Annotated in this window: 11 protein-coding genes; 7 read left to right on the forward strand and 4 right to left on the reverse strand. The window is 65.5% G+C overall.

Annotated elements, in window-relative coordinates:
• Positions 1 to 21 precede the first annotated feature (21 nt).
• Complete coding sequence (gene treF, locus ASE89_RS10350) at positions 22 to 1,623, forward strand: alpha,alpha-trehalase TreF (RefSeq protein ID WP_056677312.1); 1,602 nt, start codon at positions 22 to 24, stop codon at positions 1,621 to 1,623.
• A gap of 72 nt (positions 1,624 to 1,695) precedes the next feature.
• On the forward strand, positions 1,696 to 2,349 hold the full coding sequence (pncA, locus tag ASE89_RS10355; protein ID WP_236701702.1) for a bifunctional nicotinamidase/pyrazinamidase: 654 nt from the start codon (positions 1,696 to 1,698) through the stop codon (positions 2,347 to 2,349).
• A gap of 72 nt (positions 2,350 to 2,421) precedes the next feature.
• Here the strand turns inward: pncA and ASE89_RS10360 are convergent, their stop codons facing one another.
• The gene (locus ASE89_RS10360; protein ID WP_056677067.1) at positions 2,422 to 3,435 is read right to left on the reverse strand and encodes an SDR family oxidoreductase; all 1,014 of its coding nucleotides are present in this window, start codon (positions 3,433 to 3,435) and stop codon (positions 2,422 to 2,424) included.
• A 5-nt stretch (positions 3,436 to 3,440) separates the two neighbouring features.
• A complete protein-coding gene (locus ASE89_RS10365) occupies positions 3,441 to 4,106 on the reverse strand; it encodes an HAD family hydrolase (RefSeq protein ID WP_056677070.1) in 666 nt (221 codons plus the stop codon).
• Between the two features lie 516 nt (positions 4,107 to 4,622).
• Between ASE89_RS10365 and ASE89_RS10375 the strand changes: the two genes are divergently transcribed.
• The 5 genes from ASE89_RS10375 to ASE89_RS10395 all read left to right on the forward strand — a co-directional run bounded on the left by ASE89_RS10375 (position 4,623) and on the right by ASE89_RS10395 (position 8,574).
• A complete protein-coding gene (locus tag ASE89_RS10375; protein WP_056677078.1) occupies positions 4,623 to 5,795 on the forward strand; it encodes a zinc-dependent alcohol dehydrogenase in 1,173 nt (390 codons plus the stop codon).
• A 77-nt stretch (positions 5,796 to 5,872) separates the two neighbouring features.
• Complete coding sequence (locus ASE89_RS10380; RefSeq protein ID WP_056677087.1) at positions 5,873 to 6,337, forward strand: hypothetical protein; 465 nt, start codon at positions 5,873 to 5,875, stop codon at positions 6,335 to 6,337.
• An 83-nt stretch (positions 6,338 to 6,420) separates the two neighbouring features.
• A complete protein-coding gene (locus ASE89_RS10385) occupies positions 6,421 to 6,924 on the forward strand; it encodes a ferritin-like domain-containing protein (RefSeq protein ID WP_056677099.1) in 504 nt (167 codons plus the stop codon).
• A 66-nt stretch (positions 6,925 to 6,990) separates the two neighbouring features.
• Positions 6,991 to 7,269: a hypothetical protein gene (locus ASE89_RS10390; RefSeq protein ID WP_056677111.1), complete on the forward strand. Its 279-nt coding sequence runs from the start codon at positions 6,991 to 6,993 to the stop codon at positions 7,267 to 7,269.
• A gap of 153 nt (positions 7,270 to 7,422) precedes the next feature.
• On the forward strand, positions 7,423 to 8,574 hold the full coding sequence (locus ASE89_RS10395; RefSeq protein WP_236701703.1) for a winged helix-turn-helix domain-containing protein: 1,152 nt from the start codon (positions 7,423 to 7,425) through the stop codon (positions 8,572 to 8,574).
• 52 nt (positions 8,575 to 8,626) lie between these two features.
• On the opposite strand, the gene ASE89_RS10400 is transcribed toward ASE89_RS10395, so the two are convergent.
• Together ASE89_RS10400 and ASE89_RS10405 are read right to left on the reverse strand one after the other, a co-directional pair.
• Positions 8,627 to 9,571 (reverse strand): Csu type fimbrial protein, encoded by a 945-nt coding sequence (locus ASE89_RS10400; protein ID WP_056677125.1) that lies wholly within the window; start codon positions 9,569 to 9,571, stop codon positions 8,627 to 8,629.
• Complete coding sequence (locus ASE89_RS10405; protein WP_056677128.1) at positions 9,571 to 11,865, reverse strand: fimbria/pilus outer membrane usher protein; 2,295 nt, start codon at positions 11,863 to 11,865, stop codon at positions 9,571 to 9,573. The genes ASE89_RS10400 and ASE89_RS10405 overlap by 1 nt, the downstream gene beginning before the upstream one ends.
• Between the last annotated feature and the right edge of the window lie 14 nt (positions 11,866 to 11,879).

Below are 11,879 nucleotides of genomic sequence, written 5' to 3' on the forward strand. Positions count from 1 at the left end.
GGCAAATTGGTTGCGATCTTCATGAAAACCCTTTGCCGTTTTGCCGCCCTGGCCTCGGTTGCCGCGATGGCGCCTGCCCAGACCGCTCCGTCCCGACCGGCTGCATCCGCCGCGAAGGCCCAGTCGCCCGCCGATATCTATGGCCCGCTGTTCCAGGCCGTGCAGCAGGGTCACGTCTTCGCGGACGGCAAGACGTTCGTCGATGCCGTCCCCAAGCGCGCGGCCGCGGCGATCATGGCGGACTATGCGCGGACCAGACCCGCCGGCCCGGCGCTGAAGGCGTTCGTGCTCGCCAATTTCGTGGTGCCCGGCGAGAATGACCGGGGTTCGGGCGATCTGAGGTCGCATGTCCGCGCCTTGTGGCCGCAACTCGTCCGTCAGCCGGTTGCCCCCGTCGCGGGCAGCTCCGCTTTGCCGCTGCCGGCACCCTATGTCGTGCCGGGCGGACGCTTCCGCGAAATCTATTACTGGGACAGCTATTTCACGATGCTCGGGCTGAAGGTCGACGGTCAGCAGCCGCTCGTCGAATCGATGCTCGACGATTTCACCAGCCTGATCGAGCGCTACGGGCATATCCCGAACGGGACACGGACCTATTATCTCAGCCGTTCGCAGCCGCCTTATTATGCGCTGATGCTCGATCTCTCGACCAACACCGAACCCGCTGTCGCAAAGCGTCGTCTGGCGGCGTTGCGCGCCGAGCACGCCTTCTGGATGAAGGGCACAACCTGCCTCGACAGCAAGCCCGCCTGTCTTCGCGTGGTGCGGATGCCCGACGGCAGCCTGCTCAACCGCTATTACGATGACCGCGATACGCCGCGCGACGAATCCTATGCCGAGGATGTCGAGACCGCGGCTAGGGCGGCACCCCGCGCCGCCGCCGATACGCAGCGCAACCTGCGTGCGGGCGCGGAAAGCGGATGGGATTTCAGCTCGCGCTGGCTCCGCGATCCGCGGTCGCTCGCCACAATCCACACCACCGACATCGTGCCCGTCGATCTCAACAGCCTGATCTGGGCGATGGAACGCCGCATCGCCGCGCGCTGCCAGACCGCCGGCGACACCCCCTGCGTGACCGAATTCACGACCCTGGCGGCCAAGCGCAAGACCGCGATCGACCGCTATCTCTGGCAGGCGACGACCGCGCGCTACGCCGACTGGGACCTGTCGACGCGCAAGCCAACGACCAGCGTCAATGCGGCGATGCTGCACCCGCTGTTCGTCGGGCTCGCATCGCCGGCGCAGGCGAAGGCCGTCGCAGCGACGATGCGCAAGTCGCTGGTGGCCGAGGGCGGCCTGCGTACGACGACGCTCAACACCGGACAGCAATGGGACGAACCCAATGGCTGGGCACCGCTGCAATGGGTCGCGATCACAGGGCTCGAGCGAAACGGCGAACCGGCGCTGGCCAAGGACATCGCCAGACGCTGGCTCGGGACGGTTGGCGCGGCCTATGCCGACACCGGCAAGATGCTGGAGAAGTATAATATCGAACAGCGCATACCGGGCGGAGGTGGCGAATATCCGGTCCAGGACGGGTTCGGCTGGACCAATGGCGTGACCAGCGCGATCCTCGATCGCTTCCCGGACCTGGCCCAGCCGTCGACCAGTGTTCGCAAATAGGCGCTCGGCAATAGGATCATTCTTGTCATCGGCCGCCTTTGACGCGACCTGTCGGCTTTGCAGGAGATGACATTGGGTATCGAGCAGTTCACCCGCGACGCAGCCATCACGGAGTCGGACGCCTTGATCGTCGTCGACCCGCAGATCGACTTCTGCCCCGGCGGCCGGCTGGCGGTTGCGGGCGGGAACGAGATCATGGCCGGGATCGAACGGCTCGCTCCGCGGTTCCGGCATGTCGTCGTAACGCAGGACTGGCATCCGGCCGGGCACCTGTCGTTTGCGAGCAGCCACTCAGGTCGCCAGCCGTTCGATACCGTGGCGATGCCGTATGGCGAGCAGGTCCTCTGGCCTGATCACTGCGTCCAGGGAACCGCTGGTGCCGAGTTCCATCCCGGGGTGGAGGGCACCATCCGCCGCGCACACGTCATCGTTCGCAAGGGCTATAATCCGGAGATCGATTCCTACTCGGCCTTTTTCGAGAACGACAAGACGACGAGAACGGGGCTGGCCGGGTATTTGCGGGACAAGCAGGTTCGACGGTGCGTTTTCATTGGGCTGGCCTATGATTTCTGCGTCGCCTGGTCGGCACTCGATGCGCGGCGCGAGGGCTTCGAAGCGTCTATCCTGACGGACTACACGCGAGCGATCGCGATGCCGGCAGGTGATGGAACGACAGTCGACGTGGCTGAAGCGCAGTTCCGCGCAGCCGGCGTCCGGTTGATATAGACTTCAAAATGGCGCGGAAGGATGGTCACGTGTCGACGCCGCGCACGCTCCCTACCCTTTCCGTGCCTGATATTACCGGCGTCCACCCTTTGGTCGGCCGAGCGCGACGACGATACCAGCGCCGACAACACCAAGCATCACAACCGCGGGGTGAAGCTTTTGCACCTGCAGCACGCTGCTCGATGTGCGCGCGTGGACATGCTGGGTCCCGCGCAGCGCATCGGCCCGCGGATCATAGAGATTGTCACGGCGTGCCGGATCACCGGGATTCTCGGGCTTCTGCTGCGCGAGCGTGCCGACCAGTTCCATGATCCGGTCGCTCACCCGCGGCGCGGCGCGCGACAGGAGTGATGCCAGCAGCCCGCCACCACCAGCATACAGCGTCCGTCGCGGCGTCTCGCACGCGAACAGGACCGCGTCGGCGACGACCGAGGGGGTGTAGAGCGGCGGTGGCAGGCGCGGTGGCTGATCCATGAAATTGCGCGCATGTTCGGGGAATGGCGTGTCGATCGCACCGGGCTTGATCAGCGTGACCGAGATGCCGGCCCCCTCCTGCTCGAGCTCCATCCGCAACGTGTCCGTCAGCGCCTGCACCGCATGCTTGGTCGCGCCATAGGGCCCCTGCTCGACGATCGCGCGGTCGCTGAGGATCGAGCCGATGTTGACGATCGCGCCGCCTCGCTCGCGCAGATGGCGGGCCGCGACCAGCGATCCGTGCAGTACGCCGAAATAATTGACGTCGAACACGCGCCGGTGATCGGCGACCGGCACATGATCGAGTGTGCCGTACGTGCCTGTCGCGGCATTGTTGACCCAGCTGTCGAAGCCGCCGAACGCCGCGACTGCAACGTCGGCGACACGCTCGACCGCCGCCATGTCGCTGACGTCGGCAACGCACACCGCGATGCGTCCGCCATCGGCGGACAGACGGGCGCGGAGGGCCTCGAGCGCCGCGTCGTTCCGCGCGGTCGCGACGACGGCGGCCCCGCGGCCCACGGCGGCCTCGACGGTCGCGAGCCCGTTGCCGCTGGTGGCGCCAGTGACGACGATGACCTGGTCGCGAAGGGGTTTCAGCGTGATGGCCATGGCGATCAGCGCCCCAGCGGCGACTGGGCGTAACCGGCGAGCAGGGCCGCGACATCGTCATAGATCGCGACCGCGCCCGCGGCATTCAGCCGCTCGTCACTGAACTTGCCCGATCGGACACCAACCGCGGCGATCCCGCATTTGGCCGCTGCCTCGATGTCGTAGGGCGTATCGCCGACGACGATCACCTCGGCAGGATCGATTCCCGGCAGCGCCTTCAGGGCGGTCGCGAAAATGTCCGGGGCGGGTTTGGTGCGCTCGACGTCGTCGCTGCTCGTCGTCGCGCCGATCAGATCGCGCGCCTCGAGAAGCGCGATGTAATGATCGAGCTCCGATCCCGACGCCGACGAGGCGAGCACGACCTGCTGCCCCAGGCCATGCGCGTGCACCAGCAGATCATGCGCGCGTGCGAACGGCTGGGCGGTCTCCAGATATTTTGCCTTGAAGATCTCGCCGTGCGTATCGCCGAGTTTCTCCTGCTCCTCCGCGTCGGCATCGGGCAACAGGGTCGGCACGAGCATGTCGGTCCCCTTGCCGATCTGATCGTGGATCACCTGCCGGTCGAAGGACGCCCCGACGCCTGCAAAGGCTTCCTCCCAGGCGAGGACATGCATGTCATTGGTGTCGACCAGCGTGCCGTCGATGTCGAAGAGGATGGCCTTGATCTGCATATCTAATTCCCGAATTTAAGTCGCGTTTGCCAGCCGGCATGCCAGCGTCGCGCAGGTGCGCCGGTGAGCGTCGGCGAAGGTTGCTGACATTCCAACGGTCCGCTGTCCGAATTGGCCCCGGCGACGGCAAGCATGGCGGGGCGCGCATCCTCTGCGAAACGGTTGAAGGTGTGATTTTTCGCCGGCGAGAAGCCCAACCTGACGGCCATTTTCGGCAGTTTGCCAATGATCCCCGGCGTTTAGCCACACTGATGAGGATCAATACGAAATATTCCCGACAAATATTCAAGATCGTCAGGAACGATGAGGACATCCAGATCGCTATGTCTCCATCAATATCCGGGGCCTGACGCGTGGCTTGACGGTAGGACACATGAGGCGATGACGCCGCCCGGCGATCTCGTTGTTGTTTCTGCTTACTATGCTTCGTCAAGATGGCCTGATGACTGATGATTTCTTAAGGCGAATTGTACTTTCGAAAGTACGGCACGCTACTTACAAGACGGAGACTTTCTGATGCGCGCACTGGTTTGGCATGGAAGAGGCGATGTTCGGGTCGACACTGTCGCGGATCCCGAGATCAAGCATCCGCGCGACGCGATCATCAAGGTGTCGTCTTGCGCGATCTGCGGGTCCGATCTTCATCTGCTCGACGGCTATCAGCCGACGATGCAGGCCGGTGACATTCTCGGCCATGAGAATATGGGCGTCGTCGTCGCACTGGGCTCCGAGGTCACCAACCTGAAGATCGGCGACCGCGTCGTCGTGCCGTTCACGATCAGCTGCGGGGACTGCTTCTTTTGTCGCAAGGGCCTGTTCTCGGCGTGCGAGCGAACCAATCCGAATGCCGAAATGGCGATCAAGGCGATGGGGCATTCGCCTGCCGGTTTGTTCGGCTTCAGCCACATGCTCGGCGGATATTGCGGTGGCCAGGCAGAGTATCTGCGCGTGCCGATGGCCGATATCGGCCCGATCAAGGTGCCGGACAACGTCACCGACGATCAGGCGCTGTTCCTCTCCGACATCTTCCCGACGGGCTATATGGCCGCCGAGAATGCGAACATCGAAGAGGGCGACACCGTGGCGATCTGGGGCTGCGGTCCGGTCGGCCAGTTCGCGATCCGATCGGCGCTGATGCTCGGCGCAGGCCGCGTGATCGCGATCGACGAGGTGCCCGAGCGTCTGGCGATGGCCGAGGCCGGCGGTGCGGAGACGATCAACTTCGCCGAGGTCGACAGCGTCTATGACGAACTCCAGTTCCGCACCAAGGGCCGCGGCCCGGACAGCTGCATCGACGCCGTCGGTGCAGAGGCTTCGGGTCATGGCGCGATGGATGCCGTGATCGACAAGGTGAAGGCGGCGACGTTCCTCGCTACCGACCGCGTGCATGTCCTGCGCGAGGCGATCATGAGCTGCCGGATGGGTGGCACGGTCTCGATCCCCGGCGTTTATGTCGGGATGGGCGACAAGATCCCGATCGGCGCGATGATGAACAAGGGGCTGACGATCAAGACCGGCCAGACGCATGTCCAGGCCTATACCAAGCCGCTGCTGGCGCGCATCGAAGCCGGCGATATCGACCCGAGCTTCGTCGTGACGCATCCTGCAAGCCTCGAGGATGCGCCCGAAATGTACCAGAAGTTCCGCGACAAGCAGGACGGTGTCATCAAGGTCGTGCTGCGGCCGTAACCCTGCCCCACCCCGGTCCGCTCGGCATGCCGATCGGGGTGGCCGCTTCCTATCCACGACCGTCACGAGGAGTTTTCATGAGCGACAAGGTTCATACCCCCGTCCCGGGCAATCCCGCGAGCAAGGGCGCACCGGATGGCGTCTCGGAGTCGCCTCGCAGCGATACCGACGGCCGCGTTCATGGTCGCAGCGACGGCGGTGAGAGCGCGGGCGGCGCCTATCCCAACCCGCACGAAGGCAAGACCGACGCCGATACCAGCCCCGCGTCGCAGGGCGGCCAGACGGACATCGCCTATCATGGTGGCGGTCAGGCGGGCAAAGACGGGGGCAGCGCGGGCAACGCGGTTGCCGGCTCGAGCGGTGGCGGCGGCACGACGATCGCGGCGGACCCGGATGCTGATAGGACCCCGCATTCGATCGCGGCCGAGCATGGCACGATCAAGGTCGTCGAGACGTCCGGTATCGCCGAGGCCGAGGCGACGGGCAAGGTCGGCACCGATGCACGCTATGAGCACGAACAGGCAAAGCCCGGCGCCGGCTGACGCCAGGACGGCACGCTACCCCCTTATTCAACGTCAACCACGCCACCGGACATTTCGTCCGGTGGTCCAGCAAGGACCATCCCATGTCTGCACCTGAAGATCTGAAAGACATCTACACCGACGAGCTGAAGGACCTGTGGTCGGCGAACGACCAGATGAAGAAGGTCCTGAAGAAGATCACGTCGAAGGCCAGCGATGCCGCGCTGAAGGACATGCTGACCAAGTCGCAGGCGGATATCGAGAAGCATACCGATCTCCTCAAGGAGCTGATCGCGTCGAACGACGAGAAGGTCTCTAAGGAGCATTGCAAGGGCATGGAAGGGCTGGTTGCCGAAGCCACCAAGCATGTCGTCGAAGAGGGTCCGTCAAAGGGTCCGCTGCTCGATGTCATGATCATCGCCCAATATCAGCGGATGACGCATTACGGGATCGCCGGTTTCGGCACGGCCGCAGCCTATGCCAAGGCGCTGGGTCTCAAGAATGATCACAAGGCGCTGAACGCGGCCACCAAGGACATTTACGGTGGCGACGAATATATGACGAAGCTCGCCGAGACGAGCGTCAACATCGACGCGGAAGACGCCTGAAACGATCGCCCGCCGGCTCACCCCGGCGGGCGATGTCCTGCCCCGTAGACGACGGACGCGACAGTCATGACCACCTACCCCTTGAGCGAGCCGGCCCGGATCTTCGCTGACGCATCGTCCGCCGGCGCGACACCGACGGAAGTCGGACGCGGAACGCTCGAGGCGTGCGTCGATATCGTCGCTGGCCTGTCGGAGGCGCGGCAGCGTTCCGTCGCCATCCATATGGACGCTCTCGACCTCCGATTCGATGCGCGGGAGATCGGCGAACTCCTCCACTATCTCCGCACGGAAAAACCGGGTCTTTCAAACGCGGAAATCACCGAGATCAAGGTCGCCGACCAGTAGCGACAAAGGCGCTCGCGGCGTTCCGTGATTGCCTGTACGCCCGCGGCTCCCGGATCACACGGAGGACGCTGTAGCCCGGCGGGGCAGCCAAGGTAACGTTGACCGTCGCTGTCCTTTGCGAACATCATTACTGCATGATCATCTCGCAGGCCGATGCGCGCCGCATTGCCCTTGCAGCTCAGGTTCGACCGTCCACTGCCGTCTCGGGTCACCGCGGCGCATGTCCGCAAGGTCGCCGATCGGACGGGCCTTCTCCAGATCGACAGCGTCAACGTGCTGGCCCGCGCGCATTACCTGCCACTGTTTTCCCGGCTTGGCCGCTACGACCGGGCGCTGCTGGAGCGCGCCGCCTGGGGTCCCAAGCCGCATCGCCAATTCTTCGAATATTGGGCGCATGAGGCGTCGCTGCTGCCGCTCGAGCTTCATCCGCTGCTGCGATGGCGGATGGCCCGCGCTGAACGAGGCGAGATCGGCTACGCCGCGCTTCGCCGCTTTGCGACAGAGCATTCTAGCGAAGCCGACGCCGTATTGGCTCGCATCGCAGCCGAGGGCCCCCTGACCGCCGCCGACTTCGAAAGCGGCACGAGCCGCAGCGGCTGGTGGGAATGGAGCGACGTCAAACACGCGCTGGAATGGCTGTTCTGGTCGGGCCGGATCACCACGGCGACGCGGCGGGGCAGTTTCGCGCGGGTCTATGACCTGCCCGAGCGTGTCCTGCCCCCTGCCGTGCTCGCCATGCCCACGCCGAGCGTTGCCGAAGCGCAGCGGGCGCTGATCGAACGGAGCGCCCGCGCGCTCGGCATCGCGACCGCTGCCGAGCTGCGTGATTATTTCCGGCTGAAACCCGTCGAGGCGGATCATGCCATTGCCGATCTGGCCGAGGATCAGGTGTTGGTGCCGGTCCGCGTGGACGGGTGGAGCCAGAAGGTCTGGCTCCACCGCGACGCCGCGGTGCCCCGCCGGTTGCGCGGGGCGGCCTTGCTGGCGCCCTTCGATCCGCTGATCTGGGAACGCGGCCGCACCGAACGGCTGTTCGGCTTCCGGTATCGTATCGAGATCTATGTTCCGCAGGCGCAACGCACCCACGGCTATTATGTGCTGCCCTTCCTGATGGACGAGGCGTTGGTCGCGCGGGTCGATCTCAAAGCGGACCGGCAAGCGAGTGCGCTGCTGGCAAAGCGCATAACGCTCGAACCGGGGGCGCCCGACGACACGCTGCCCCGCCTGCACGTCGAGTTGGAGCGGATGGCGCAATGGCTCGGCCTGTCGGACGTTCGTGTCGGGGAGATCATCCGCCCCGCATGATGCGCCATGCAACGATCGTCCGTCTCGCCGCCACATGTCAGTGGCTGATCGATCAGAATGTCACGACCACGCTGACGGCGTCCTGGTAGCTTCCAGCCGCCGGCGTGACCTGCGCCTGATTGATCCTGGCGACATAGGGATAGGTCCTGACCGGGGTCAGGCTGCCCGTTCCGGGGCTTGCGCCGGTAAGCGGGTTGGCTTCGTTCCAGACGGTGATGCCATCCGCATGATAGATCTGATACTGCAACGTCGCGCCCGCGCCGCTGGTCATCTGCCGCCACGCCGCACCGGTACCGGCACCGCCGGGTGTAAAGCCGATCCGGTAGACGGCGTCGCGGGTACAATCGATCTGGACGGCCGAGGTCACCGGCCCGAACTGCGTGACGAGCGCGGCACTGCCGAAGGACAGGTCGGGCGCGGTGATCTTGCAGTCGTTGCCGACCACCAGCGTCACCTGAAGCGTTACGACGACCTTGCCACTGTCATAGCCCGAACAGACAAGGCTCAGCACATTCACCCCGTTGCAGACGCTATAGTCCCATTGCACCGTCAGTGTGTCGCTATAGGTCCCGGCAGCCACATTGGGAGCCGCCGTCAAACGCGCGAACAACGGCGTGGTGAAACTGCTTCCACCGCCCTGCACCGCCAACAGGCTGCCGCTCATATAGTTGACGGTCGACCCTTGCGTGAACGGCGTGGTGCCGCTGGCATCGGCGGATACCTGATAGGCGATCGCGTCGGCACCTTTGACGAGGCGAAACTGGTTGAGGCTGGTGATGGTCGCGCGCGCCGAATTGCCGCCGATCAGGGTCAGCACGGACCCCGTACAGGAAAGACCGGCTGACCCGGCAACTTGCGGCACCGTGTTACCGCGCACGTCGTACGACGACACCGGCGAGAAGGTGAGCGCCCCGGACGATGTCGTGCAGGCAGCGAATGCAGGGCCCGTGACGATGCTCAGGACCATCAGTGCGAAGAACAGCCGGAGCGACGCCATCACCGGCACGAGACCGGTCCTATCCGTGACAGCGCCGCGACGTCTACGGAGACGCCAAACGTCGCCTGGCACACCGTCCCGTCCGACGTCACCGCGGAGAGCGACACCTGTTCGCCGACATCCTCCAGATACGCGATGCCGTCCCAGCCGATGGCGACGTCGGGATGCCCCTCACGCTGGACGCGACCGCCCGGCTTGAGTGTCGCCCCGGTGCTGTCGACGAGCACCGCAAGGATGTTGCGCGTCATGCGGACGTTCAGACGCACGACGGCACCACTGCCCTGTCGCACGGCAACCCGCTGCTCCACCGCGGATGCGACATGGTTCTCCGACAGCGACAGCGTATCGATCGCGAAGCGGACGGGAAGATAGGGCACCACATTCGGCACGAAGAGATGGCCCTTGCGGTTCGTCACGCCGACCGGCTGGTTTTCATAGCTGACGCCAACGCCCGCCACGCCAGTCTCGACGACCGCAAAGGCATCGCTCGCCTGGTTGGCGACGAACAGGCCGCCGTCCATCGCCACGATCGAACCCGATGCGCCAATCCAGGCCGAGCTGCGCGTCTGGGCCGTCGCGCCCCCGGCCTGCACTTCGATGAAGGGCGCGCGCCATGTCCCGGTCACCTGCCCCGATGCAGGCCCCCGGCTCGCCGCTGCTATCCCGGCGTCGATGCCAAGGCCGCCATCGGTCGGCGTCGCCCGGGTATAACCGACCTGATAGAGATTGCGCCCGGCCGAGCGGCTGATCCCGCCACTGGCCGCATTGCGTCCGAACGGGATGAACAGGCGCAGCTGTGCGCTGGTCGCGCCCCGTTCGAAATCGCGATCCGCGGTCACGAACAGGTTCGCGCGCGATCCGACCGGACGGCCATAGGACAAGGACAGCAGGCGCGAACGTAGCGTGAGTTCGTCGACCGATCCCAAGGTTCGTCCCGATATGTACGCCGCCCCCACCGTGCCGAGCCGCGCCAGATTGACGTTGGCGATCGCGCGATAGGTTCGCCGCCGTGTCGCGGGATTTGCAAGGTCGAAGCTGGCGAGCTCGCGAAAGCCCCTGCTGCGATCGTCATATTGCGCGGCGACGCTGAAGTGACGCGCGGTATAGCTGTAGCCGAGCGACCAGCGATGACCCGCGGCCTGCCCCGAACGCGACGCACTGACCGACAGCGCGACGGTGCCAAATCGCCACGGCGCCACCACGAGCCCGCCCCCAATCTGCCGAAGCCGGGCGGTCGCCTCGGCATGCGCCTCGAGCGTCAGGAACGACGTCATGCCGCGTCGGATCGAGCCATTGGCGGCGAGCGTGCCGTAATCGAAGTTGCGGATGCCATAGCCTTGGCGGATGGCGCCGGCTTCGGCTGCAAAATCGGTGAGCCCGGCGCGCAGCAGTGTCGACGAGACATAGAAGGGGATCGTGGTCGCGATCTGCCGGCCCACGGCGTCCGTCGTGACGATCACGGCCTCGCCGGCGCCGTTGATCACCGGAACATCCTGCAGCACGAACCGACCGGGCGTGACGTCTGCACCCTGCTGCCGATAGCCGTCGACGAACAGGTCCACCGCCGACGGCACCGCCGCCTTGCCCGCAAAGCTCGGCAGCGGCATCGTCAACAGGTCCGGCCGCGTATTGAAATCGCGCGTGAGCTGCAGGCCACCCAGCCGGACGGACGTGCTCCAGGGCAAGGACCGCGTGATCAGGTCACCCGCCGTGACGGTCAGCGCGCGATCCTCGTTGACGATTTTCGCATGCGTATCGTAGCGCAGATAGCCGCCGATGCGGGACCCGACTCGCAGCACGCCGGAATTGGACAGCGTCGCGACCGGCCCGAACACCCGCTGTTCGGACCATAAGGAGGCAAAGGAGCCGCCGTCGGTGCGCTGCGCATAGAACTGGTAGTTGACCATCGCGCCCCAGCTGGCGAGCGTGGCGGCGCGGGGCCTATCACCCGCGGCGATCCGGGTGGTCGGCAGATAGTCGGGCGCGGTTTCGAGATGGAGCGTCTGGAGCGCGGCGTCATAGCGGGCGCGGGTGTGCGGCAGCGACGCGACGTCGCGCTCCGTCCCGCCGCCCTCCGCACCGCCGCCCTCCCCATCGAGCGTCACGCCATTTCGGCTGAGCGCCTCGGCCGGCACGAGCATGCGTGTGCCGTCGATCCGCAGCGGCACCAGATCGCCGGTGGCACGGCCATTCACGACCAGCTCGACGAACAGCTGCTGCACCGGGTCACCCGCGCGTGCCATTTGTGGCAGGCAGACCAGCATGGTCGTCAGCAGGAGCGAACCGCGGATCATGGCGTGTCGGACGG

Source organism: Sphingomonas sp. Leaf30, from assembly GCF_001422525.1.
Classification (GTDB): Bacteria; Pseudomonadota; Alphaproteobacteria; order Sphingomonadales; family Sphingomonadaceae; genus Sphingomonas; species Sphingomonas aerolata.